Origin of the sequence: Thermobifida alba, assembly GCF_023208015.1 — a bacterium.
GTDB lineage: Bacteria > Actinomycetota > Actinomycetes > Streptosporangiales > Streptosporangiaceae > Thermobifida > Thermobifida alba.
Window position 1 is genome coordinate 2,865,683 of the sequence record NZ_CP051627.1, and the last position, 25,129, is coordinate 2,890,811.

Annotated in this window: 14 protein-coding genes and 1 other RNA gene; 5 read left to right on the forward strand and 10 right to left on the reverse strand. The window is 70.9% G+C overall.

Annotated features, from left to right (window positions below):
* Positions 1 to 156: 156 nt before the first annotated feature.
* Entirely contained in the window at positions 157 to 1,611 is a 1,455-nt protein-coding gene (locus tag FOF52_RS12675; protein WP_248590176.1) for a bifunctional cytidylyltransferase/SDR family oxidoreductase, read from the forward strand.
* Positions 1,608 to 3,596, forward strand: a complete 1,989-nt coding sequence (locus FOF52_RS12680; RefSeq protein ID WP_248590177.1) for a glycerophosphotransferase — start codon at positions 1,608 to 1,610, stop codon at positions 3,594 to 3,596. The genes FOF52_RS12675 and FOF52_RS12680 overlap by 4 nt, the downstream gene beginning before the upstream one ends.
* Positions 3,597 to 3,673: 77 nt before the next feature.
* Here the strand turns inward: FOF52_RS12680 and FOF52_RS12685 are convergent, their stop codons facing one another.
* Positions 3,674 to 5,107 carry a polysaccharide pyruvyl transferase family protein gene (locus tag FOF52_RS12685; protein WP_248590178.1) on the reverse strand — a complete coding sequence of 478 codons (1,434 nt, stop codon included), beginning with the start codon at positions 5,105 to 5,107 and terminating at the stop codon, positions 3,674 to 3,676.
* A gap of 542 nt (positions 5,108 to 5,649) precedes the next feature.
* Here FOF52_RS12685 and FOF52_RS21925 point away from each other — a divergent pair.
* The 3 genes from FOF52_RS21925 (at position 5,650) to FOF52_RS12705 (ending at position 12,053) form a co-directional block, all read left to right on the forward strand.
* Complete coding sequence (locus FOF52_RS21925) at positions 5,650 to 9,483, forward strand: glycosyltransferase family 4 protein (protein WP_282573449.1); 3,834 nt, start codon at positions 5,650 to 5,652, stop codon at positions 9,481 to 9,483.
* 125 nt (positions 9,484 to 9,608) lie between these two features.
* Complete coding sequence (locus FOF52_RS12700) at positions 9,609 to 11,582, forward strand: glycosyltransferase family 2 protein (protein ID WP_248590179.1); 1,974 nt, start codon at positions 9,609 to 9,611, stop codon at positions 11,580 to 11,582.
* Between the two features lie 153 nt (positions 11,583 to 11,735).
* A complete protein-coding gene (locus tag FOF52_RS12705) occupies positions 11,736 to 12,053 on the forward strand; it encodes a hypothetical protein (protein WP_248590180.1) in 318 nt (105 codons plus the stop codon).
* 10 nt (positions 12,054 to 12,063) lie between these two features.
* Here the strand turns inward: FOF52_RS12705 and FOF52_RS12710 are convergent, their stop codons facing one another.
* The 9 genes from FOF52_RS12710 to FOF52_RS12750 all read right to left on the reverse strand — a co-directional run bounded on the left by FOF52_RS12710 (position 12,064) and on the right by FOF52_RS12750 (position 24,730).
* Entirely contained in the window at positions 12,064 to 12,360 is a 297-nt protein-coding gene (locus FOF52_RS12710) for an MTH1187 family thiamine-binding protein (RefSeq protein ID WP_248590181.1), read from the reverse strand.
* 183 nt (positions 12,361 to 12,543) lie between these two features.
* Positions 12,544 to 12,913: a transfer-messenger RNA gene (ssrA, locus tag FOF52_RS12715) on the reverse strand.
* Positions 12,914 to 13,253: 340 nt separating this feature from the next.
* Positions 13,254 to 15,182: a penicillin-binding transpeptidase domain-containing protein gene (locus FOF52_RS12720; RefSeq protein ID WP_248590182.1), complete on the reverse strand. Its 1,929-nt coding sequence runs from the start codon at positions 15,180 to 15,182 to the stop codon at positions 13,254 to 13,256.
* Positions 15,183 to 15,195: 13 nt separating this feature from the next.
* Positions 15,196 to 15,660, reverse strand: coding sequence for an SsrA-binding protein SmpB (gene smpB, locus FOF52_RS12725; protein WP_248590183.1), 465 nt, complete (start codon positions 15,658 to 15,660; stop codon positions 15,196 to 15,198).
* Between the two features lie 38 nt (positions 15,661 to 15,698).
* On the reverse strand, positions 15,699 to 16,607 hold the full coding sequence (ftsX, locus tag FOF52_RS12730; protein WP_248590184.1) for a permease-like cell division protein FtsX: 909 nt from the start codon (positions 16,605 to 16,607) through the stop codon (positions 15,699 to 15,701).
* A 119-nt stretch (positions 16,608 to 16,726) separates the two neighbouring features.
* Entirely contained in the window at positions 16,727 to 17,416 is a 690-nt protein-coding gene (gene ftsE / locus FOF52_RS12735) for a cell division ATP-binding protein FtsE (RefSeq protein WP_248590185.1), read from the reverse strand.
* Between the two features lie 317 nt (positions 17,417 to 17,733).
* Complete coding sequence (prfB, locus tag FOF52_RS12740) at positions 17,734 to 18,858, reverse strand: peptide chain release factor 2 (protein ID WP_248590186.1); 1,125 nt, start codon at positions 18,856 to 18,858, stop codon at positions 17,734 to 17,736.
* 57 nt (positions 18,859 to 18,915) lie between these two features.
* Entirely contained in the window at positions 18,916 to 19,755 is an 840-nt protein-coding gene (locus tag FOF52_RS12745) for a tetratricopeptide repeat protein (RefSeq protein WP_248590187.1), read from the reverse strand.
* A gap of 124 nt (positions 19,756 to 19,879) precedes the next feature.
* A complete protein-coding gene (locus FOF52_RS12750) occupies positions 19,880 to 24,730 on the reverse strand; it encodes an NAD-glutamate dehydrogenase (RefSeq protein WP_248590188.1) in 4,851 nt (1,616 codons plus the stop codon).
* Positions 24,731 to 25,129: the final 399 nt, after the last annotated feature.

Sequence of the window (25,129 nt, forward strand, 5' to 3'; positions counted from 1 at the left end):
GCGTTCCAGGAGCCCGGTGCGAGTCACACCCCCGGCCTCGGCGTCCCGAGGCCGTCCTGCCACCGCGTCCCACCGCGGGTCCTGTGACCTTCACGGCCCGGTACCGAGCCATGACTCCTGGGAGAATCCGGTGTCTTCACCTATCGGGAGAGAGATTTGCCTAAGAAAGCTCAGTCCGGTTTCCATCCCCGGACCGTCGCCGTGGTCCTCGCAGGCGGCAGCGGCCAGCGCATCGGTTTGAGCACCCCCAAACAGCTGCTCAAAATCGCCGGCAAGCCGATCCTGGAGCACACCCTCGCCATCTTCGAGGAGGCCCCCGACGTCGACGAGATCGTCCTCATGATGAATCCGGGCTTCGTCAAGGACGCCGAGGCGATCGTCCGCAAGGCCGGATTCACCAAAGTCTCCCGCGTCCTGCCCGGCGGCACGTCGCGCAACGCCACCACCCAGCTCGCGCTCGACGTGCTGGCCGACCACGACCCGGCCACCAAGGTGCTCTTCCACGACGCGGTGCGCCCCCTGCTGTCGCAGCGCATCATCGCCGACTGCGTCACGGCCCTCGACGAGTACGCGGCGGTGGACGTCGCCATCCCCTCCTCGGACACCATCATCGAGGTCGACGACGACATCATCACGGAGGTCCCCCGCCGGTCCCGGCTGCGGCGCGGCCAGACCCCCCAGGGCTTCCGCCTCGGCACCATCCGGGAGGCCTACGCCAAGGCCTGGGAGGACCCCGAGTTCGAGGCCACCGACGACTGCACCGTGGTGCTGCGCTACCTGCCCGGCACCCCGATCTTCGTGGTCGCCGGCGACGAGCACAACATGAAGGTCACCCAGCCCGTCGACATCTTCATCGCCGACAAGCTCTTCCAGCTGGCCTCCAGCGCCACGCCCGAGTTCACCGAGGAGGACTACCACAAGCGGCTCGCGGGCAGCACCCTGGTCGTCTTCGGCGGCAGCTACGGCATCGGCGCGGGCGTCGCCGACCTGGCCGAGCAGTACGGCGCGCGCGTCTTCCGCTACAGCCGCAGCGCCACCCGCACGCACGTGGAGAACCCCGCCGACGTGGCCGCCGCACTGGCCCAGGCGCACTCCGCCACCGGACGGATCGACTACGTGGTCAACACCGCCGGGGTGCTGCGCATCGGCCGCCTCGACCAGACCGACGAGGCGACCATCGAGGAGGCGCTGCGGGTGAACTACCTCGCGCCCGTCCACATCGCCAAGGCGTCCTTCCCCTACCTGTCCCGCACCCGCGGCCAGCTGCTGCTGTACACCTCCAGCTCCTACACCCGGGGCCGGGCCGACTACAGCCTCTACTCCTCGGCCAAGGCCGCGACGGTCAACCTGACCCAGGCGCTCGCCGACGAGTGGGCGGCCGACGGGGTCCGGATCAACTGCATCAACCCCGAGCGCACCCAGACCCCGATGCGGACCAAGGCGTTCGGGGAGGAGCCCGCGCACACCCTGCTCAGCGCCGAGAAGGTGGCCCGTACCTCGCTCGACGTGCTGCTGTCGGACCTGACCGGTCACGTGATCGACGTCCGCCGCGAGGACCCGGTCGCGTTCCCCCGCCCGGAGGCCGAACTCACCGGGAAGGGCGCCGAGTGAACCTGACACAACTGATCCAACGGCTGGGCACGGGCACCCTGGTGCTGCTCGCCCTGCTGGGCGTCGGCTACCTCGCGCTGTTCGCGGGGACCTTCACCCTGTCGGTGTGGCTGTTCGCCCTGGGCGCGGTCCTCGTCTACGGCGCCGACGCGTTCGTCCAGGCCACCAGCCACGACCTCGGCCGGTACCTGACCCAGTTCCGGCTGGGCGGCACGACGCGGGCGCTGCTGCGGCAACTGCTCGTGGTGGGCTTCATCGGCCTGCTGGCCTCTCCCTCCACCACGGGCTTCTGGTGGATGGTCGGCGGCGCCGCGGCGCTGTTCACCCTCCAGATCGGCTACGACCTGATGCTGCGCAAGCTGCGCCGCATCCGGCAGCTGCCCGTGGTCACCCGCAACATCGACCTGGGGCCGCTGCGGATCCCCGACGGTCCGCCGAACTGGCTGGCCCGCAACGGGATGAACCGGGTCCTGCTGCTGGACGCCCCCCTGGTCGCCGGAGGCATCGGCTTCGCGGTGACCGACCACCCCGGCTACGCCGCCGCCGGCGCGCTGCTGTCGGCCGCGGCCCTGCTGGTCTCGGCCGCCGTGCTGGCGCCGTTCCTGCTCAGCTCGCGCCGCATCCCCGGCCCGGCCAGGGTGCTGAAGTTCGTGCAGGCGTGGCTGAACGAGTACCGGCCCGAGGTGATCGTGTACTTCTCGGGGTCGGCCGACTCGGCCTACCAGATCAACATGTGGCTGGACTCCGTGGCCAAGCTCCCCCGCCGCTCCCTCATCGTGCTGCGGGAACGCGCCGTGGCGGCGAACCTGGGGGTGACCGCCATCCCGGTGCTGTGCGTGCCCAAGGCCAACGACCTCATGGCGCTGGACTTCGAGCCGGCCGGAGTCTGCCTGTACCCGGCCAACACCGGCAAGAACATCCACATGCTGCGCAACCCCAAGCTCAAGCACGTGTTCATCGGACACGGCGACAGCGACAAGGTGGCCAGCATCAACCCCTACAGCAAGGTCTACGACGAGGTCTGGACCGCCGGGCAGGCCGGACGCGACCGCTACCGCATCGCCCAGGTCGGGGTGCGCGACGACGAGATCGTGGAGGTGGGCCGCCCCCAACTGGGGCCCATCCACACCGGTCCCACCGGCAACCGGATCCGGACCGTGCTGTACGCGCCCACCTGGGAGGGGTGGACCGACGACCCGGGCAACACCTCGCTGATGGCGGCCGGCCCCACCCTGATCGCCAAACTGCTGGAGGTGCCGGGCATCAGGGTGCTGTACAAGCCGCACCCCTTCACCGGCATCCGCGACCCGCGGGCCCGTACCGCGCACCACCGCATCACCGCCCTGATCAACGAAGCCAACCAGCGCGCGGGCCACGGCTCCGGTTCCGAACAGGCCCGGCGCCGACTCGCCCAACTGGAGAAGCGGCTCGCCCAGGTGGAGACCTTCGACGAGCGGGTGGACGAGGCCCAGCGCTCCCGGGACAACGGCCGCCTGGACCCGGCCCTGATCGAGGAGCTCGGGCGGATCACCGAGGAGTGGCACCAGATCTACTGGGCCGACCAGGGCGAGGCCCGGCACCTGGTCATCCAGGGGCCGCGCCCCAGCCTGTACTCCTGCTTCAACCAGAGCGACCTGTTGATCAGCGACATCTCCAGCGTCGTCGCCGACTTCATCTTCAGCGGCAAGCCCTACGCGATCACCAACTGCGTGGGAATCCCCGATGAACAGTTCCGGATCGAAAACCCCACCGCCGGGGCGGCCTACCTGCTGCGTCCCGACGGCACCGGTCTGGAGCAGGCCCTGGAGGCGATGGAGGCCCCCCTGTCCGACGCTTTCGCCGAGGAGCGGCGCACGTTGAAGACCTACCTGCTCGGCCCGGACGAGCCGGACTCCCAGACCCGGTTCGCGCGGGCGGTCGACGACCTCTACGAGCGGGCCCGCGCGGCCGTGGCCCGGCGTGCGGACTCCTCCGTGGCGATGTGATCCCGTCCGGCTTCGGCGACGAGGGGGCGGCGGTCCGGGAACCGGACCGCCGCCCCCTTTGCGTCACGCGCCCACGCCTACGAGCGTCGGCTGCCGACGATGCGGCGGACGGAGCGCCCCACCACCCGCCGCACCCGGCGGTACGGCGAGTTGCGCAGGTCCCGCTCCAGCGTCCGCAGCCGCTTGACCTCCTTGTCCACGCGCTTCTCCAGCGCCTGGAGCTGCTTGGTCAGTTCGGCGATGCGCCGCTCCGACACGGCCTGCTGCTTCCTGAGCTCCCTGGTGTCCTCCCGGAGCCTGCCCAGGCGTTGCACGAGTTCGCTGTCGTCGTCCCCCCAGGCCTGGACGCCCGGCGGGAACTCGATCTCGCGCATCCTGGCCTCGAAGGCGGCCCCGTTGTCCCGGTCGGGCCGGAAGACGTGGTCCAGCCCGTGCTTGTCCATGAAGGCGACGATGCGGTCGAACCGTTCCCGGTGCCCCTTGACCAGGGCGTCGTAGTCGGCCTCCGCGTACAGGTCGGCCGGGTCCACGTCGGCGTCCAGCTCGCTGATCCGCCGGTGCGGGATGTCGAAGTAGCGGCACAGTTCGAGGGTGCGCGAGTCGTGGCACAGCACGACGCTCGGCGTCCCCGCGAGCAGGGCCGCGATGTTTCCGTGGATGCGCGTGCCGAACGCGAATTCGTAGTCGCTCAGGGTGTTGATCCAGGTCACCGGGTCGTAGTAGAGGCGGACCCGGTTCTGCTGGAACAGGGGGTGGGTACGGTGCACCGGCATGGGACTGTACCGGCCGTCCCACTCCGAGGCGTCACCCCAGTAGAGGAGTTCCAGGTCCTTCAGTTCCTGTGCGATGTAGAGCAGGTTGGGGTAGCGCTCGCAGTTGGTCTGGACGATTCCACCGATGTCGCCCGCTCCCAGGGCGCTGCGGGAGGCGTTGATCGCGATCTTGGAGTCCCGGTCGAGCCGCTCGGCCTTCTTCTCGACCCACAGGTCCGTGCCGTTGAGGAACATCGACGGGCAGCCGATGACGTCGACGTCGGTGAAACCGAGGCTGTTGAGGTAGCTCTCGGTGAACTCGCCGCGGACCCCGATCGAGGGGGAGCGGTCCAGGACCGCGGCCGCGAACCTCTTCACGGTCCGCTCCAGTGGCGCGAGCCGCTCGGGGTTGTAGTCGAGGCCGCTCTGCGCGCCGACCCCGAAGACGACCACCGGGATGGTGAGCCGTTCGATGAGCTCGGTCAGGGTGCGCAGGTGCCTTTCGAACGAGGGACGGAACGCGTTCGCCAGCGGCACCACGAAGACATCGTACTCCTCGTTGATGCGGTCGGCGGCGGAGGGGTCCACGACGAACCGGTTGGAGGTGATCTCCGCGCCCTCGGTGTAGAGCATCTTGTGCACCGCGTCACTGAAGATCAGGTTTCCAGCGTTGGTCCCGATGATGTTGTGCTGGATCACCTTCTCGGGGGACACGACGTCGAACGGGCTCTTTCCCGAGCGGATCAGGATTCTTTTCATCAAGAAATCCCCTGTGGGACGAATGACCGGGTTGATGCGGGGTAGCGGGGCGGCGTCCGGCAACCGAGGGAACGGGGGAGCGGGAGGCCGCGCCTCACCGTGCTGAGCTGGGCATCCAGTCCTCCCCGGCCTGCCTCAGCTTCACCGCCCTCGTCGCACCCTAGCACCCATATCGGACAATCGTCACTTTCTCCACATTTCATTTTCGACACCCCGCCCCACGGTCCGGCAAACCCCGAACCCCCTGGTCACCCACCGCGAGACCCTCCCGACACAGCGCAACGAATCAGAGTCCACCGGCCCTCCCCACGACCGACTGCCAGGAAGTCCGCGAATACCCCCGAAGCGGACACACCATTTCTCCGCCCGTCCGAACACCCTCGTCCCGCCGCAATCCGCCGCACACCGCGAAAAGCCGCGAGACCTTCTTCTTGCTACAATCCCCTTTCATCCCAATCATCCCCAAAAGACAATATTCACCACCAGAAATGAGAATTGTCAGAATTTCCTAAAAACCGCACGTACCGTGTGGCGTGACACCGGTGTCGCCGCCCGGCCGCAGACCCCGCCCGGCCAGCGCCCGCGACCCGGTTCTCGAAGAGATCTCCTTCCTCTGCTCCGGGAGCACGATGAAGATCGCCTACCTGATCCACAACATCTACGGAATCGGCGGGACCAATCGAACGGTCATCAACCAGGCGTCGGCCCTGCGGCACCGACACGACGTCGAGATCGTGTCGGTGTTCCGCCACCGCGACCACCCGGTCCTCCCCATTCCTCCGGGAGTCACGGTGACCAGCCTCGTCGACACCCGACTCCCTCCCGGCGAGGGAGTGGGCGTCCAGGGACGGCGGCTGCACGAAGGAGAGGAGCGCGCGGGACTGCCCCCGGAGGTCTTCCCCCGGGAGGAGACCCGCCAGCGGCAGTACAGCCTGCTCACCGACGACCGGCTGCGCGACTACCTGGCCGGTACCGACGCCGACGTGGTGGTCGGCACCCGTCCCGGACTGATCGTCTCGCTGGTGCGGCTGGCCCCCGACCGCATCGTCAAGGTCGGACAGGAGCACCTGACCCACGACATGCACCCCGAGCGGCTCATGGCGGTCATGAGCGACGTCTACCGGGGACTGGACGCCCTCGTGACCGTGACGGAGGCCGACGCGCGGCAGTACCGGGAACGCATGGACCTGCCCGGGGTCCGCGTCCTCGCCATTCCCAACAGCGTTCCCGCCCCGGCGATCCGCCGCGCTGCCGGGACCGACCCGAAAACGGTCGTGGCCGCCGGACGCATCGAGGCGATCAAACGGTTCGACCTGCTCATCGACGCCTTCGCCCGGGTGGCCCCGCAACACCCCGACTGGACCCTGCGCATCTACGGCGACGGCGCCGAACTCCCGGCCCTGCGGCGGCAGGTCGCCCGCCTCGGACTGGGCGACGCCGTCCTGCTCATGGGCCCCCACCCCCGCATCGAGGAGGCCTGGGCGCTCGGCTCCTTCGCGGCCGTCACCTCCGCCAGGGAGTCGTTCGGCATGACCATCGTCGAAGCCATGCGCGCGGGACTGCCGGTGCTGAGCACGGCCTGCCCCCTGGGCCCGCCGGAGATCATCCGGGACGGGGTGGACGGACTCCTGGTCGCCAACGGCGACGTCGCCGCGGTGGCCGAGGGACTCGACCGGATGATGGGCGACGACGCCGCGCGGACCAGGATGGCGCGCAACGCGCTGCACGGCTCCGCACGGTTCGACCCCGAGACGATCGCCCGCCGCCACGAGGAGCTCTTCCACGAACTGGCCGGCCGACCGCTGCCGCCCGCGTCCCCGCCGCCCCCCGCCTCCGCAACCGTCGTGGAGTGCACCGCCGCGGCCTCCGCCACGGGCTCCACCACGCTGCGGTTCGCCCGGCCGCCCCACCGGGTGCTGCTGCGCGCCGGCTCCGCCGAGACGGCCCTGGCCGTCGAGGAGGACGGCACCGTCACCGTCGACCCGGAGGACCCGCGGCTGTCCCCCGGAGCCTGGAGCGTGCACCGCGTCGACGGGGACTCCGTCTCCCCCGTCCCCGCCTCCCTCATCGACCTGCGCGCCTACCCGCTGGACCCGGCCTCCGTGAAACGCCTGTCCCTGGCCGTGCCCACCCGCGACCCCGCGAACCGGCTCGGCGTCGTGGTCCGCCGCGCAAAACCGCACGCCGAGGTGGAGGCGGTGGCAGGCGACGGCTCCTCCCTCACCCTCACCGGCACGCTCCTGGGCGACTCCGGCCTGCCCGACGCCCGGCTGCGCCTGGTCCGGCGCGGTCCGGCCCCGGCGGAGCGCCTCCTGCCGTGCCCGGTCGGCCCCGACGGCGCGTTCACCGCCTCGATCCCGGTGGCCGACCTCCTGCTGGGCGAACGGAGCGCTCCCGAGGAGACCTGGGACCTGGAACTGGTACCCCACGCGGACTCCCCCGGCGTCAGGATCGGCCGCCACCTGGACGGCGTCCTGGGGCACGACCGGACCGTCTCCTACCCCGCGGTGGAGGTCGAGGGCACCGACCACGGCGACGTCCACGTCCGCCCGGTCTTCGACGCCGAGGAGGCCCTGACGATCGAGGTCCGCGACACGGGCACCGACGCCCGCGCCGCCGCGGCCGCGGGACCGGTGGAGGCCACCGCCCGCCTGGAGTCCTTCGCCTGGGAGGGGTCGCGGCTGCGACTGCGCCTCGGCGTCGGCCTGGCCTCCGGGGGAGCCGCCCCCGTCCTGGGACGCGCAGGGGAGGCGTGGCACTGGCTGGGCCCCGACGGCGCCCCGGCCGGACCGGACATGCGCTGGCTGCGTCCGCACAACCGGATCGAGGTGGAACTGCGCAACCGCCGGCGGCCCCACCGCCGGGCGGCGTTCCACACCGAGGTGCGCACGGTCGGCGAACCCGACCGCACCGGCGGCAGCGGCACCCCCCGGTTCGAGGTGACCGCCGTGGTGGACCTGGCGGCCGCCGACGGCGGCCGGCTCACCAAAGGGCAGTGGGACGTCGTCGTCCGGGTGCGCTATTTCGGCGTCGAGGCCGAAACCGCCGTCCGGGAGCACACCGCCGAGGCGGAGGAGCAGCGCCGCCCCGCCTGCTACGCCGCCGCGACCTTCGCCGACGCCTTCTGGTCCCCCGACGGCGCCCTCACCGTGTCGGTCAACGGCGGCCTGTCCTTCCTGCACCGGGCCCTCCGCCGCCCCGCGGACTGCCGGATCCTCGACCGCCCCGGCCACGCGGAACTCGTCGTCCCCCTGGCGCTGGCCCTCACCGGCGAGGTCCCGCTGCACCTTGAGGCGCGCCGGCAGGACGGCGACACGTCCCTCCTGCCGGCGGTGCTCGGCGAGGAGGACGGGCAGACGGTGCTGCGCGCCCGGATGGCCCGGGAGGACGTCTCCCGCCCCGGCCTGGTCCGACTGCGCGCGGTCCACGGCACCAGGAAGGGCTCCCTCGGGCTGGTGCTGCGCACCGGCCCGGTGGAGCAGCGGGCCTTCCTGCGCTCCCCGCACGGCAGGGTGCGGTTGACGGACGTGGCCCTGCTCGACGGTTCGCTGCAGATCACGGGGGAGCATCCGAACGGGGCGCTGCTGTCCGAGGGGCTGAGGATGGCGGTGGTGCTGGTGGAGCGGGAGAGCGGGCGGGAGCTCCGCTTCCCGGTGTCCTCGCTCGACGCCGCCTCCTTCACCGCGGCGGTCCCGCTGTCCGGTCCGGCCCCCGACGCCGGGCCGTGTGACGGCGTCTTCGACGTCTTCGCGGTCTTCACGGCGTCCGGTCTCGACACCCGGGTGCGCGTCGGCGCCGACCGCTCCCCCTCGGTCCGCACGGACCCCCTGCTGCGGCTCGTCCCCCACGGCGCCGGGCGGCGGCTGGCGGTCGCCTACTTCACCCGGCCGCACGGCAACCTGAGCCTGGAGGTCGGCGCGGTCCGGCACGCTCCCGCCTCGGCGGTGCGGGTGGAGTCGGCCGCGTGGCGGACGGGGGACACCCTGCGGATCACGGCGGTGCCGACGGTCGGCGAGGACCTCCCCCGCGCCGCGGTGCTGCGTGCCACCGCCGAGGGCGCGGCGCCGCTGGAGGCCCCCGCCCGCGTCGAGGAGGCCGACGGGACCGTCCGGATCACCGCCGAACTGTCCCTCGGCGTCCCCGGTCCCCGAACCGCCGAACTGGTCTGGGACCTCTCCCTGGTCCTCGTCCACGCCGACGGCACGCGGTACGGGACCGCGCTGCGGCCCGACCCGCAGATTCCGCACTCCCGCACGATCAGGGGGCTGCGGGCGTTCACGTTCCGCCCCGTCACGGGCCGGGCCGGCGCCCGGCTCGCGGTCCGGGTCAGACCGGTGGCACTGCTGCGGTCCGCGCTGCGGCGCGTCCTGCGCTGATCCGTGTCTCCTGCCGTCCCGGGGCGCGCCCCGGGACGGCAGGAGACCCTGCGATTTCCGTAAATTTCGGTAGATTACCCAGTCATTACGGCGATCCGTTTCCCCACCGAACCACCGGAGCCCACGTGACCTCCCCACCCGACGTCAGTGTCGTCATCGCCGCCTACAACGCGATGCCCTACCTGGTCAAGTGCGTCGAGTCCGTCCTTGAGCAGTCGATCGGCGTCGAACGGCTGGAGATCATCGCGGTCGACGACGGGTCCACCGACGGCACCGGCGAGGAGCTCGACCGCTTCGCCGCACGGTGCCCGACCATGCGGGTGATCCACCAGGAGAACTCGGGCGGCCCCGCCCAGCCGCGCAACGTCGGCCTGGACCTGGCCACCGGCCGCTACGTGTTCTTCCTGGACGCCGACGACTGGCTCGGCACCGAGGCGCTGGAGCGCATGGTCGCCACGGCCGACGCCAACGGCTCCGACGTGGTCCTCGGCAAGATGGTCGGGGTCGGCGGACGGACCGTGCCCGTCTCCATGTTCCGCCGCAACCAGCCGAGGACCACCGTGTTCGACTCCAACGTCTACTGGGCGCTGGGGCCGACGAAACTCTTCCGCCGGACGCTCCTCGAAGACCTCGGACTCCGTTTCGACCCCCGCCTCACCGTGGGGCAGGACCAGCCGTTCACCGCCACCGCCTACCTCAACGCCTCGGTGGTCTCGGTGGTGGCCGACTACGACTGCTACTACGCCGTCCGGCGGGACGACGGCGGCAACAACACCTCCCGCCCCGACGGAGCGCTGCGGCGGCTCCCCTTCCTGCGGGCCGTGTTCGACCTGCTCACCCGAGAGGTCGAGGCGGGACCGAAGCGGGACCGGCTGCTGCGCCGCCACTTCCAGAGCGACCAGCGCGAGTTCCTCACCCACCTGCTCGCGGAGACCGACCCCGAGCAGCGGGCCGCGGTGTTCGAGGAGTTCCGCGGCTTCGTGCGCGCCTGGTGCACCGAGGAGGTCCAGCGCGGCATGCCCGCCGCGGACCGGTTGCGGCTGTGGCTCATCCGCTCCGGACGCCTCGACGAGACCCTGGAGGTCATGCGGCACACCCTGGAGGACCGCGCGACCCCGACGGTCGTCGAGAAGGGACGGGTGTACGGCGCCTACCCGTACTTCCGGGACCCCGACGTGTCCGCCCCCGACGAGGTCTTCGACATCACCGGCGAACTGGCCGTCCGCCACCACCTGAGCGAGGTCTCCTGGAGCGGTTCCCGGCTCCGGCTGCGCGGACACGCCGCCGTCGACCGGCTCGGCGGCCTGGACGACGGCAGTGAACTGGTGCTGCGGGAACGGGAGAGCGGAGCCGAGCACCGCCTGCCGGTCACCCGGACCGCGGCGGAGCCGGACGCGCCGCGCACCGGCGGGGAGGATGCCCCCGCGGGGTTCACGGCGGTGGTCGACCCGGCCCGCGCCGCCGCCGGCGCACCGCTTCCCCGGGGCCTGTGGGACGTCTTCCTGAACGTGGTGGTGCGGGGCGTGGCCAAGGAGGCCCGCATCGGATCGCAGCGTTCCCCGGAGGTCCCCGCGGGCCGGCAGCACCGGGTCGTCCGCCCCCTCGACGGCCTCGTCACCACCTACTACACCAACCCGCACGGCAACCTCACCCTCGACGTGGGCGGCGTCAAGCACCCGCCGCCCGCCGCCGAGGTCACCGCCGCGCGGTGGGCGCCGCAGGAGAGGGCCACGCTCCTGCTCAGCGGTTCGGTCGACGTCGTCGGCCCGCTCCGGCTCCGGGCGACCGACGGGGACGGCCGGACCGTGGACCTTCCCGTCGAGACCGCCGAGGACGGCTCGTTCACCTGCGCGCTGCGCCTGGGCGACGAGGAGGTCCTGCCCTTCGGCACGTGGTCGCTGGCCCTCCGGCCGGACGCCGAGGGCGCCGCGGCCCCCCTGCTGGCGCTGCAGGGAACACTGCCCGCGGCGGGGCGGCGCTGGTGGCGGCGGGCCCGCCCGGTCTACGCCAAGGTGCGGGGAACCAGGAAGGAGGTCCTGCTGACGGTGGCCCCGGTCCACCTGGGCGCCGCGGTGCGCAGGGCCGTCGGACTGCGCTGAGCCCCGGTCCGGAACGGACTCGTCCGGCGCGCCGGACGGTCGGAGCCGCCGTCCACACGGCGTGTCACGATCACGGTACGTGACCAAAGGTGGCGTGGCGTTCACAATACGTGGAGATCAATCGGAGTTTCCCCGGCCTGTGAGGACACCGTCATGGTCCACCCCACGTACCACACCCGCGCCGTCACTCCGGCGGCGATCCTCACCCAGTCGCTCCAGCGGCGGCGGCTCGCCCGCCTCGCCGAGGCGGTCGCCCCGCACGGGATCTGGGCGCGGGTCATCGACGACGGCCTGCCGTTCCTGCGGGTGAGCAATCCCCAGTCCGAGTTCGCCGTGGAGGACATCACCTGTGAGCGGCGTGAGCACGGCTACGTCTTCGTGACGTCGTTCGGCATGTACCTGGGCGACTGCGACGACCTCGACCAGAGCGTCGAGCGGACCGCCCGCCTGCTCGGCGTGGAGCTGTCCTGAGCGCCCCGGGTCACTGCTCGCGCAACAGGGCCTCGACCGCTTCGACCTTGCTGGTCAGACCATCGGTGACGCCTTCGCGGATGTCGGCCTTGAGGACCAGGCTGACCCTGGGGGCGCCCTCTCCGGCGGCTTCGACGGCACGCCTGACCACATCCATCACCTCGTCCCACTCGCCCTCGACGCTGGTGAACATCGCGTCGGTGCGGTACGGCAGTCCGCTGTCCCGGACCACCCTGACGGCACGGGCCACTGCGGGCGCCACCGACTCGCCGACGCCCATCGGGGTCACAGAGAACGCGACAATCATTCCGCCAGTCTAGGTCACCGCGGCGTCTCGCCCCGCGCCTTCGGGGCCCGCGGCGCGCTGCGGGCCCCGAAGGCGCGGGGTCCGGCTCCGCCGTGCAGGAGGCGAGCCCGTCGGGGGTGTGGGCGCGACAACGGAAACGGCCCTGTCGCCGCGGACGGAATCCGCGGCGACAGGGCCGTTCTGGAGTGGAGGTGGCGGGAATCGAACCCGCGTCCTTCAGTGCTGCAGCAGGGCTTCTCCGGGCGCAGTCTGCTCAGCGTTCTACTCGGCCCCGGCGCTCACGCAGACGAGTCGCCGACAGGCCCAGCCACATGAATGTCCCGATCAGACCCTGTGGCCTGATCTGACCGGTGAGTCTCCTCAACGATGCCGGACACCGGGGCGGAGACACTCCCGGGCCGACAGAGTCGCTATCGCTTAGGCAGCGAGAGCGAACTCAGTGCGCTTGGAATTGGCACTTGTTGTTTCGCGGTCGCTTTTTTACGAGGCTGCGTCCGCCGTCCTCGGCCCGCTTCCCCTACAACAACCACCGAAGTCGAAACCGATCACCCCCTGTGCAGTTGTCAACGGGCCCGAAGGCCCGCACCCGGGACCAGCGTACTGTTCCCGCCATGTCCCAGGTTACTGGTTCAACACAGCGGGAGCCAACATGATTCCCGGCGCCCGGGCCGTCCCGGGCGAGAAGAAACCCTCGCGGGCGCGGACGGGATCCATCAACGCTGCCCGCGAGGGCGGCCGGCAGGGTCGGGCCGGCCTCGAACGACAGGGCCTCCCCCGAGACGAGGTCCTGTCCCGGACTGCAATCCGCGACCCCCCATCACGGACCAGTCACCTACGAAGACGCCTCGGCGGGGGCCGGGGGTTGCTTCCTCCCGGAAAAATCCGGGCGGGGCTCAGGCGTCCCCCTCCTCGGTCTCCGCCCCGGCGGCGGAGACGTAGCCGTCGGGCAGCGACTGGAGGAACGCCAGGGCCGAGTTCACCGCGAACTGGTAGGTGTAGGAGGGCTCGGTCTCCACGACCACCGCGAAGGCCACCCGCCCCCGGTAGCCGACGAACCACTGGACGGCCTGCTCCGCCCCGTCGATCTCCTGGCGGACCGTACCGGTCTGGCCGTGCACCGGGTTGACGTAGTCGATGTTGAGCGTGGCGGCGCTGCCCTGCTGGACCGAGGCGAGCATCAGCTCCCGCAGCGACTCCAGCACCTCGGGATCCACCGCGATGCTGTCGACCTCCGTCTCCGTTCCGTCGACCAGCCGGGGCGCGTGCCAGTGGCCGTCCGCGACGGCTCCCGCCACCAGGGCCATGCCCAGCGGGCTGACCGTGACCCCGTCGGCGCCCACGGCCGCGGCGGCCACGGCCCCCGCACCCCCCTCGGCGGCGAACTCGCCGGGGAACGCCGGGACCGGCAGCTGCCAGGGCTGTCCGATGCCGAACCGCTGCGCGCTCTCGGCCAGGTCGGCGGCGTCCAGCGACTCCGCGAGCTCCGCGAACGCCGTGGTACAGCTGTAGGCGAAGTTCGTCCGCAGGTCCGGGGTGCCCAGCAGGCCGCTGCCGTTGGGCGTGGTGAAGGTCCGGTCACCGACCTTCGTCTCCCGCTCGCACACCGCGGTGGTGTCCGTCGTGACCTCGCCCCCGCCCAGCATCGCCGCGGCGGAGACGATCGTGAAGGCCTCCCCGGGCCGGTACTGCTTGGTGAACGCGCCGTCGTTGGCGGTCCCGGCGGGCTGCCCGGCCACGGCGAGGATCTCCCCGGAGCCCGCGTCCACCGCCACCAGGTAGGCGGTGCCCTCGATCGTGGCCAGGGCCGCCTCGGCGGCCTCCTGCACGGCGCTGTCGAGGGTGGTGGTCAGCGAGCCGCTCTCCACCCCGGTCCAGGTCTCCAGGACCCCGGTCTCCTCGCCCGCGGCGTCGAGCGTGACGATCCGGGTGGTGGCGGTGCCCGCGAGGCGCTGCTGGAAACTGCTCTGCAGGCCGTTCAGCCCCACCGTGTCCCCCGCCTGGTAGGGGCCCGAGACGCGGTTGGAGACCTTGTGTTCGGCGGTTCCGGCGACCTCGCCGACGACCCCCGCGGCCCGTTCCGGGTTGAGCGGCATCTTCCGCTCCTCGGTCTCCACCCCGGGAATCCGGGCCACATCGCCCAGGAGCGCGTCGGAGACGTCCTGGGTGCGTTTGAGGACCAGCGGCTGGAACTCCTCGGGCGGCGCCGAGCGGACCCGGTTGAGCAGCGGCTCGGGGTCCTCGCCGAGCAGTTCGGCGAGGCTGTTGATCCCCTCGGTCATGTCCGCCATCTCGGCGGGGCGCACCCCGAAGGCGGTGACCTCGGTCTCCTCGACCAGCGCCGTGCCGTTGCGGTCGTAGATCTGGCCGCGGTCGGGCACGTCGTAGGTGACGGCGAGCCGCTCCCCCTCCTCCAGCTCCGGGTGGATGACCGCGGGCGACCAGGCGATGGCCCACCCCCCGGACGTGCGGTGCAGGGGGATCGTGCCCGTGTAGCGCCACACCGGGTCGCCGATACCGAGGTCGACCTCGGCCCCGAACTCGGCCGTCGCCGTGTCGCCGGCCATCTCGATGGGGCGCAGGCTCAACCGCAGGGCCGCCAGGTCGAGCTGGTCGTGCGCCTGCCGGAGGGCCTCGGCGACCGCGGCGCCGTCACCGTCGGTGTGCCGGGCGGCGGCCTCGTAGTCGCCCTCCTGCCAGTTCAGCAGGAAGTTGCGGACGGCGACCTCGGGGCTCGGTTCCGCCGCACAGGCTGCGGTGGCCGCGACCACGAGGACCCCCGTGGTCGCGGCGAGGAATCGACGGAGGCTGTTTCGGGGGGGCAACCTGTCTGTCCTTTCAACGCCGCCGACGCAGCGCTCTCTCGATGTCGCGCTTGGCCTCGCGTTCGGCGATGTCGTGGCGTTTGTCGTACTCACGCTTGCCTCGGGCCAGGGCGATCTCGACCTTGGCCCGTCCGTCCCGGAAGTAGAGCGACAACGGGACCAGCGTGCGACCCGCCTCGCGGGTCTTGGCGTCCAGCTTCATGATCTGCTCCCGGTGCAGGAGCAGCTTACGGGGACGGCGTGCGGCGTGGTTCGTCCAGGTCCCCAGGGTGTACTCGGGGATGTGGACGTTGTGCAGCCAGGCCTCGCCGTCCCTGATCTGGGCGAAGCCGTCCACCAGTGAGGCGCGCCCGGCGCGCAGCGACTTCACCTCGGTGCCGGTGAGTACCAGACCGGCCTCGTAGGTGTCCTCGATGTGGTAGTCGTGCCGCGCGCGCCGGTTCTGCGCGATGGTCTTCTGTCCTTTTTCGCGTGCCATGTGTGCCAGCTCCTTGTCAGGCCGGTCGCCTCAGAGCCTCAGACGCGCAGGTAGCGCCGCAGCGTCAGGAAGGAGGCGATCGCGCAGAGCAGCACACCCAGGATGATGGACATTCCGATGACGGAGAGCAGCGCCCCCGTGCTGAGCTGGACGCCGGAGTAGAACCAGTCCTGGATCTTGTCCAGCAGGACGAACCTGGTCGCGACGATGAAGCCCGAGGCGATGATACCCCCGATGAGGCCGCAGATCGCGCCTTCGAGGAGGAAGGGCAGCTGGATGTAGAAGTTGGAGGCTCCCACCAGCCGCATGATGCCGGTCTCGCGGCGGCGGCTGTAGGCCGACAGCCGGATCGTGTTGCCGATCAGCAGCGCGGCGGCGGCCAACTGGACGACGGCGACGGTCAGTGCCGACCACTTGAGGACGTCGAACAGTTCGAAGAACCGGTCGAGCACGTCCTTGTCGTTGGAGACCATGTCGACGCCGGCCCGGTTCCGGAAACTCTCCTGGACCTTCTCGTACTGCGAGGGGTCGACCAGCTGGACCCGGAAGTTGTCGGGGATGTCGCCTTCCTTGGTGGCCTCGACGAGGGCCTGCTGGTTGGCGAAGCGCCCCTGGAAGTCCTGCCACGCCTGGGCCTGGTCGACGTACTCGACGTTGGCAACCTCGGGCATGGCTTCCAGGTCCGCCTGGATCGAGTTGCGGTCCTCGTCGGTCGCGGGCCCGTTCTCGACGCAGTGGGTGCTGGGCGAGCTCTCGGTGCACAGGTAGATCGTGATCGAGATCCGCTCGTCCCAGTACCCTCGCATCGCGCTGACCTGCTGGTTGATCAGCATGCCGGCACCGAACAGGGCCAGCGAGATGGCGACCGTGGTGATGACCGCGATGGTCATCGTCAGGTTCCGCCGCAGGCCGATCCAGATCTCAGAGAGTACGAACTGTGCGCGCATGATGTGTCAAAGGTCCATCCTTGTGGGGCTCCGTGCCGCTCGGTGGGCAATACGAACAGAGCCGCTGGGCGGTGTTCCGCTACAGGCTCCGTGAGCCCGGGATTCACGAAAAGCGGGACCTAGTACGCCTGGCCGTAGACGCCACGCGACTGGTCCCGGATGACCTCGCCGTCTTCGAGCTCGATCACGCGCTTGCGCATCGAGTCGACGATGGCGGCGTCGTGGGTCGCCATGACGACGGTGGTTCCGGTCCGGTTGATTCGGTCGAGCACCTTCATGATGCCGATCGAGGTCGCGGGGTCGATGTTTCCCGTGGGCTCGTCGGCCAGGAGGATCTGCGGTCGGTTGACGAAGGCCCGCGCGATCGCCACGCGCTGCTGCTCGCCACCGGAGAGTTCGTCGGGCATGCGGTCGGCCTTGCCTTCGAGACCAACGAGTTCGACGACCTCGGGGACGACCTTGCGGATGAACCGGCGGGGCTTTCCGATGACCTCCAGCGCGAACGCCACGTTCTCGAAGACGTTCTTGTTCGGCAGCAGCCGGAAGTCCTGGAACACGCAGCCGATACGGCGGCGCAGGTGCGGCACCTTCCAGTTGGACAGTCGCGCGAGGTCCTTGCCCGCGACGTGGACTCGACCCCTGGTCGGCTTCTCCTCTTTGAGGATGAGACGGAGGAACGTTGACTTACCCGATCCCGAGGGGCCGACGAGGAAGACGAACTCCCCCTTGTCGACGTCGATGGAAACGCCGTTCAACGCGGGGCGCTTCTGGGTCGGGTAGACCTTGGTGACGTTTTCAAACTGGATCACGGGCGCATCACAAGGGTCTCGAAGGTTGGGGCCCACAAGTGGTGGGGCCGCTCGGATCAGTACCGCGGCCACAGGGCCAATCGACAGTGTAGGGGGAAAGCGACCCGGAATGTCCGGGTCCACTTCGAACCACGGAACGTGCGGCGCCGCCGTTCGCTCCCCGACTCCGACGGTGTCTCCCGTCCCCGGCCCCGCACAGGGGCTCGGGGGCAACACTAGTCAGCTACCAAGAGCATAGAGGAATCGTCAAGCGGTGATAACGTTCACATATACACGACCTCTCGGGCGAGCCCCGGTGCGCTTTCGCCGCCGACCGGTCACCCCGCCGCCTGCTGGTTCCTCTCCTGGCTGCGCAGCCACCTGATCTCGGCGTCGATGAACTCGTCGATCTCCCCGTCGAGCACCGCTCCGGTGTTCCCGGTCTCCACCCCGGTGCGCACGTCCTTGACGCTCTGGTACGGGTGCAGGACGTAGTTGCGCATCTGGGTGCCCCAGGCCCCCGCGGACTCGCCGCGCAGCGCGGCGAGCTCGGCCTCCTCCTCCTGGCGCTTGCGCTCCAGCAGCTTGGCCTGGAGGACCGACATCGCGGTGGCGCGGTTCTGCAGCTGGGAGCGCTCGTTCTGGCAGGAGACCACGATGCCGGTGGGCAGGTGGGTGATGCGCACCGCCGAGTCGGTGGTGTTGACGCCCTGGCCGCCCGGGCCCGAGGAGCGGTACACGTCGATGCGCAGGTCGCTCTCGTCGATGTCGATGTGGTCGCTCTGCTCCACGACCGGGACCACGTCGACCCCGGCGAAGGAGGTCTGGCGCCGGCTCTGGTTGTCGAAGGGGGAGATGCGCACCAGCCGGTGGGTGCCGTGCTCGCCGCGCAGCATGCCGTAGGCGTAGGGGGCCTTGACCACGAAGGTCGTGGACTTGATGCCGGCCTCCTCCGCGTAGGAGGTCTCGTAGACCTCCGTCGGGTAGCCGCGCCGCTCGGCCCAGCGCAGGTACATGCGCTGCAGCATCTGCGTCCAGTCCGCCGCGTCCACCCCGCCCGCCTGGGCGTTGATGGTGACCAGGGCCTCCCGCTCGTCGTAGGGGCCCGACAGCAGGGTGCGTACCTCCAGTTCGCCGATGTCGGACCGGAGCGACTCCAGTTCGCCCCGCGCCTCGGCGAGGGTCTCGGCGTCGTCCTCGGCCGCCGCGAGTTCGAAGAGCACACCGATGTCGTCCAGCCGACTGTGGATGCTCTCGACCTTGGTGATCTCGGACTCCAGGAAGGACAGCCGACGGGTGACCTTCTGCGCGTTGTCCTGGTCGTTCCACAGCTCGGGATCGGCTGACTGCTCCCGCAGCTGCTCGATTTCCGTGCGCTTGGCGTCGAGGTCCAGCACGGCCTCGATGTTCTCCAGCGTGGACGCGAGTTCCTTGATCTGCTCTGCGGGGTCTAGTTCTGCCACGCTGCCCAGTCTAGACGGCCGTGGCCGCCGCCTCGCCCACGCGGCCGCGCACCGGGTTCAGAGCCCGTGCCGGGCGCGGGCCCGCTCCACCCGCCGGTACAGGTCGGCCACCTCGGGGTGGTCCCGTTCGACGTCCCCCAGCCCGCGCAGCCGGGCCACGGCGAGGGCCGCGTCGGCGACGCGGCCCAGGCGCAGCTGGGCCTCGACGGCCTCCATGAGCGGAAGCGGGCCGTGCGACGCGCTCCAGTGGGCCGCCACCAGTGCGGCGCACTCCGCGTCGCGGCCCTTGACGGCCAGCGCCCGGGCGGCCCGGCGCAGCGGCTCGCCGTGCCGTCCGCCGCGCCGGCAGGCGGCGGCGAACAGTTCCACGGCCGACTCCACCTCGCCCCGGTGCAGGGCGCGTTCGCCCAGCATCACCGTGGCGCGCCAGCTGTCGGGGGCCCGTTCCGCGAGCCACGCGTCGGCCCGCTGCGGCCCCTGGGCGCGCGCGTGGCGGCGCCACCCCCACACCAGCGCGTCCGCGTGGTCGGGGTCGAGGCGCAGCGTGTTGTCCAGGGCGGTGGCGACGTCCTCGGCGCTGCCCCGGCGTTCGGCCAGCCCGACGAGTGCGAACCAGGTGTCGGGGTGCCCGCCGCGGGCCTCGATGTGCCGGATGAGCTCCCGCTCGGCCCGGTCGTGCCGGCCGCAGGCGCGCAGGGCCGACGTGTACAGCACGATGCCGCGGTCGGGGTCCGGGTCGAGGTCGCGCACCCGCTCGGCCGCAGCAAGGACCTCCGGGCCGAACCCGGCGTCCAGTGCCGCGCGGACGATCGCCCGCAGCCGGTCGACGTCGTCCCAGACGGCGTCGACGGCCTCCAGCAGTGCGTCGACGCTCGGGCGCTCCCCGTTGGCTTCCACACCGCCATGACACCAACTCCGCGCGGCCGACGCCAACTCCCCGGAGCCGCGGGGCGCCCCGACGAGGAGGGACCGCGGCCGTGGCGGCCGCGGTCCCCGAAACGGTCCCCGAAGCGGTTCCCACTCAGCCGCTGGACGTCACCAGCGACCGGATGGAGCGCACCGCCACCGAGAGGGTGGGCAGGTCGAACCGCTCGGTCTCCCAGATCTCGGAGAGCAGTTCGGTGGCCTGCCGGACCGCGGCGCGGTTCTGCTCGGTCCAGTGGGCGCGCAGCTCGTCCGGCCGCTCCCCGGCGTGCCCCGACCGCAGGATGGTCGCGCACAGGTCGGCCTGCGCGGCGTACAGGTCGTCGCGCACGGCGCCGCGCGCCATCGTGCTCCAGCGGTCGTCACGCGGCAGCGCGACGACGCGCTCCCGCAGCCGGCTGAGCTGCAGCTGGTCCGCGAGGTCGAAGTAGACCTCGCCGACCTCGCGCAGCGACCGCCCCGTCTCCTCCGAGACCCGCACCAGGTCGAAGGTCGAGTAGGCGGGCACCATGTCCGCGACCCTCTCGGCCAGCTTCCGGGGCACTCCCCGGTCGGTGAGGGCGTCCCGCCGCTCGTTGAAGGACTGCAGGTCGCGTCCTTGCAGCATCTCGGGCAGTTGCGGGACGATCTCCCGGACCCCCTCCCGGAACCGGGCGATCTCGGCGTTGAGGTCGGCGCCGAAGGAGGGGTAGCGCATCAGCCAGCGGGCCGAGCGCTCAACGAGCTTGCGGGCCTCCAGCAGCATCGTCAGCTGGGTGTCGACGTCGACCTGGTAGTCGAGGGCCTCCACCTCCGCCCAGAAGTCCCGGAGCCCGAAGACCTCCGTGGCCAGCAGGTAGGCGCGGGCGATCGCGGGCGCCTCCGCCCCGGTCTCCTCGTTGAGCCGGAAGGCGAAGGTCGATCCGCACCGGTTGACCATGTCGTTGACCACCATGGTGGTGACGATCTCCCGGCGCAGCGGGTGCTGGGCGATGGCGTCACCGAAGCGCTCGCGCAGCGGCGTGGGGAAGTACTCCACGAGCACGGAGTGCAGGTAGGGGTCATCGGGCAGGTCGGAGGCGAGGATCTGCTCGGCCAGCACGATCTTGGTGTAGGAGATCAGGGTGGCGAACTCCGGAGCGGTCAGGCCCCGTCCCGCGGAGCGCCGCGCGGCGACGGCCTTGTCGTCGGGCAGGAACTCCAGCTTGCGTTCGAGGTGTCCGTCCCGTTCCAGCTTGCGCATGTAGCGGGTGTGGACGTGCAGCATGGCGGGGCTCTGCTTGCGGGCCGCGGCCAGCACCGTGTTCTGCTGGTAGTTGGTGCGCAGCACCAGGCGGGCGACCTCGTCGGTCATGCCGATGAACAGCTCGTCGCGCTCGGCCTTGTCCAACCGCCCGGCCCGCACCTCGCGGTCCAGCATGATCTTGATGTTCACCTCGTGGTCGGAGGTGTCCACCCCGGCGGAGTTGTCGATGAAGTCGGCGTTGACCCGGCCGCCCGCGAGCGCGTACTCGATGCGGGCCTGCTGGGTCATCCCCAGGTTGCCGCCCTCGCCGACCACCTTGCAGCGCAGTTGGGCGGCGTCGACGCGCACCGGGTCGTTGGCCTTGTCCCCGACCGAGGCGTGCGTCTCGGTGGAGGCCTTGACGTAGGTGCCGATGCCGCCGTTCCACAGCAGGTCCACCGGGGCGGTCAGGACGCACTTGATCAGCTCGTGCGGGGTGAGCGAGGTGACCTCGTCGGCGATCCCGAGGGCCTCGCGCACCTGCGGGGTGATCGGCACGGACTTGGCGGTGCGCGAGTACACCCCGCCGCCCTCGGAGATCAGCGAGGGGTCGTAGTCCGCCCAGGAGCTGCGCGGCAGTTCGAACAGGCGGCGGCGTTCGGCGTAGCCCACCGCCGGGTCCGGGTCGGGGTCGAGGAAGATGTGCCGGTGGTCGAAGGCGGCGACCAGGCGGATGTGCTCGGAGCGGAGCATGCCGTTGCCGAACACGTCCCCGGACATGTCGCCGATGCCCACGGCGGTGAAGTCCTCGCTCTGGACGTCCACGCCCATCTCGCGGAAGTGGTACTTGACCGACTCCCAGGCGCCGCGGGCGGTGATGCCCATGGCCTTGTGGTCGTAGCCGACCGAGCCGCCGGAGGCGAAGGCGTCGCCGAGCCAGAAGTCGCGCTCGGCGGCGACGGAGTTGGCGATGTCGGAGAAGGTCGCCGTGCCCTTGTCGGCCGCGACCACCAGGTAGGAGTCGTCCCCGTCGTGGCGGACCACGTCCTCGGGGTGGCTGATACGCCCGTCGACCAGGTTGTCGGTGACGTCCAGCAGCCCGCCGATGAACTGCTTGTAGCAGGACACCACCTCGGCCATGACGGTGTCGCGGTCGCCCTTGGGCAGCTGCTTGCAGACGAAGCCGCCTTTGGCCCCGCTGGGCACGATGACGGAGTTCTTGACCGTCTGCGCCTTGACCAGTCCCAGGATCTCGGTGCGGTAGTCCTCCAGCCGGTCCGACCAGCGCAGGCCGCCGCGCGCCACGGTGCCGAAGCGCAGGTGCACGCCCTCCACCCGCGGCGAGTAGACGAACATCTCCAGCTTGGGCAGCGGCTGGGGCATGTCGGGGATGCGTCCCGGGTCCAGCTTGTAGACCAGGTAGGGCTTGGCGCCGCCGTCCTGGAAGTAGTTGGTGCGCAGGGTGGCCTGGATCGCGGCGAGGAAGAACCGCAGGATGCGGTCGGCGTCGAGGTTGTCGACCCGGTCGAGTTCCCCGAGGATCTCCTCGGTGGCCCTCTCGCACCGCTCGGCGCGGGCCTCGTCCAGCCGCGGGTCGAACCGCGCCTCGAACAGCCGGACCAGCAGCCGGGCCAGGTTCGTGTGGGAGTTCAGCACGTCGGCGATGTAGGCGGGCGTGAAGGTGCTGGCGGTCTGGCGCAGGTACTTGGCGTAGGCGCGCAGCACGGTGATCTGGCGCCAGTCGAGTCCGCCGTGCATCACCAGGGCGTTGAGGCGGTCGGATTCGACCCGCCCCTGCCACAGCGCGACGAAGGCCTCCTCGAACAGGTCCTTCACCTGGTTCACGGCCTCGGCGTCCAGCGGCGGGTCGACGAGGCCGAAGTCGTAGACCCACGCCCACTCGCGCCGCTCGCCGTCCCCGCCCGGCCGCTCGAAGGAGTAGGGCCACTCGTCGACGATCTCCAGGCCCATGTCCTCCAGCAGCGGGAGCACCTGGGACAGCGTGATGGGGCTGCCGGTCCGGTACACCTTGCAGCGCCACTCTCCCGGCAGCACCCCCTCGGGGCGGTAGAGCCGGACCATGACGTCGTCGGGGCCGAGCCGGTCGATGCGGTCGATGTCGTCGACCGCGGCCGCGGCGGGCACGTCGACCTTGTAGCTCTCGCTGATCGTGTCGAGGTGGGCGTCGAGCAGTTCGCGGGCGCGGTCGGCGCCGAAGCGCGCGGTCAGCTCCGCCGCGAAGTCGTCGTTCCAGGAACGGGTGACCCGGGCGACCTCGGCTTCGAGTTCGGCCCGGTCGACTCCGGCGAGCTCGGCGTCGCGGCCCGCGCGCACCACGATGTGCAGGCGGGCCAGGGAGGAGGAGCCCACCATGACGCTGTGGTCCATGGTGGCGCCCCGGAACGCCCGGGCCAGCACCTCCTGCACGGCCAGGCGCACCTTGGTGGTGTAGCGGTCGCGCGGCATGTAGACCAGGCAGGACACGTACCGGCCGTAGGCGTCGCGGCGCAAGAAGAGCCGGGTGCCGCGGCGCTCCCGCAGCCGCAGGACGCCCAGCACGACCTCCTGGATCTCCTCCACCGACATCTGCAGCAGTTCCTCGCGGGGGAAGGCCGCGAGGAGTTCGACGGCCTCACGGCCGTCGTAGCTGTCGGGGGCGAACCCGGAGCGGCGCAGGACCTCGTCCTGTTTGCGGGCCAGGATCGGGACCTGGCTGATGGCGCTGGTCTCGGCCGCGTGGGTGTACAGGCCGAGGAAGCGGTGCTCGCCGACGACCCGGCCGTGCTCGTCGAACTTCTTGACGCCGATGTAGTCCAGGTGCTTGGGCTGGTGGACGGTGGCCCGGGAGTTGGCCTTGGTGAGCACCAGCACGTGCGGTTCGCGGGCCCTGCTGCGCCCCTCGGGCGGCAGCGGGCGGACCGTCTGGGAGGAGTCGGAGTCCATCCGCAGCAGCCCCAGGCCGGTGCCGAGGACGGCGCGCAGGCCCTCGGCGCCGGTCTCGTCGGTGTCCAGCCGGTACTCCCGGTAGCCCATGAAGATGAAGTGCTGATCGGCCAGCCAGCGCAGGAACTCCGCGCTCTCGGCGATCTCCGCCTCGGCGACGCCCCCGGAGACGAGGGTGGCGGCGGACTCGGTCACCTGGTCGGCCAGGCGGAGCGCGGTGTGCCGCATCCGGGCGCGGTCCTCGTCGACCACGCGCACGTCGGCCAGGACGTTGTTGAGGTCCTCGGTGAGCTCCTTGCGGGCGACCTCGCTGTCCTGGCGGTCGATCTCCAGGTGGATCCAGGACTCGTCGAGCGGACGGAGGGTGTATCCGTCAGGATCGACCTCGACGAGGTTGCCCAGGGTGTCGCGCTCCACCCGCAGCTGGGGGTGGATGATCAGCCGTACGCTGATGCCGCGTTCGGCCAGACGCATGGTCACCGAGCTGACCAGGAACGGAGCGTCGTCGGTGACGATCTCCACGATGCTGTGGCCGGTGTCGCCGGGGTCCTCGGGACTGCGGACCCGCACCTTGGCCCGACCCTGGATGCGCTGCTCACCCAGTTCCCAGTGGGCGAGGGCGTGGCGTACGAGCTGCTCGGGGAGCCGCTCCTTGAGTTCCTCGGGGTCGACGTGCCGGTAGTACAGCTGCAGGAACCGGCCGAAGCGGTCGGCGTCCACCGGAAGCCGTTCGGACCGGGCCCACTGGCGGACGGCGTCGTCAAGCAGCTGGGCCTTGACGACGTCGGGTTGCCCTGACATCTGCGATCTCAACTCCTTCGTGAGCCGTAGGGGTCACGGGCCGCGGTGCTCGCGGTGCCGCGTACCCTCGTGCGAATTCGTGCGACGGAGACTGGAGAAAAGTCACAACCGCCCCACCGACCGAGACCGTTCGGGGGAAACCCGCGCACATGGACAGAGACGCTGCTTGGACAGGACGCCGTTGTCCGGCCCACGCCGTGTCACAGGCTATTCGGGTCCCGAAGAGCGAGCGCGAGCGGCTCGGCCATCACTGCGTTTCGCCTGTTGAGAGTGGGTTTCGTCCTCGGACACTACTGCACCGGACGAAGCCCGCTCCCACCACCCCGCCCGCGGGCGGCGAGCGGGTGTCCCGGCTCTTCGAGAGTACCCCCGCGGCCGCTCCGGCGGGGCGGGGTTGCG

What these genes read in the sequence shown, in the direction of transcription:
- FOF52_RS12685 (WP_248590178.1), bottom strand. Translation starts at nt 5,107, where the DNA reads ATGAAAAGAATCCTGATCCGCTCGGGAAAGAGCCCGTTCGACGTCGTG.
- FOF52_RS12710 (WP_248590181.1), bottom strand. Translation starts at nt 12,360, where the DNA reads ATGATTGTCGCGTTCTCTGTGACCCCGATGGGCGTCGGCGAGTCGGTG.
- smpB (WP_248590183.1), bottom strand. Translation starts at nt 15,660, where the DNA reads ATGGCACGCGAAAAAGGACAGAAGACCATCGCGCAGAACCGGCGCGCG.
- FOF52_RS12750 (WP_248590188.1), bottom strand. Translation starts at nt 24,730, where the DNA reads ATGTCAGGGCAACCCGACGTCGTCAAGGCCCAGCTGCTTGACGACGCC.
- ftsX (WP_248590184.1), bottom strand. Translation starts at nt 16,607, where the DNA reads ATGCGCGCACAGTTCGTACTCTCTGAGATCTGGATCGGCCTGCGGCGG.
- FOF52_RS12705 (WP_248590180.1), top strand. Translation starts at nt 11,736, where the DNA reads ATGGTCCACCCCACGTACCACACCCGCGCCGTCACTCCGGCGGCGATC.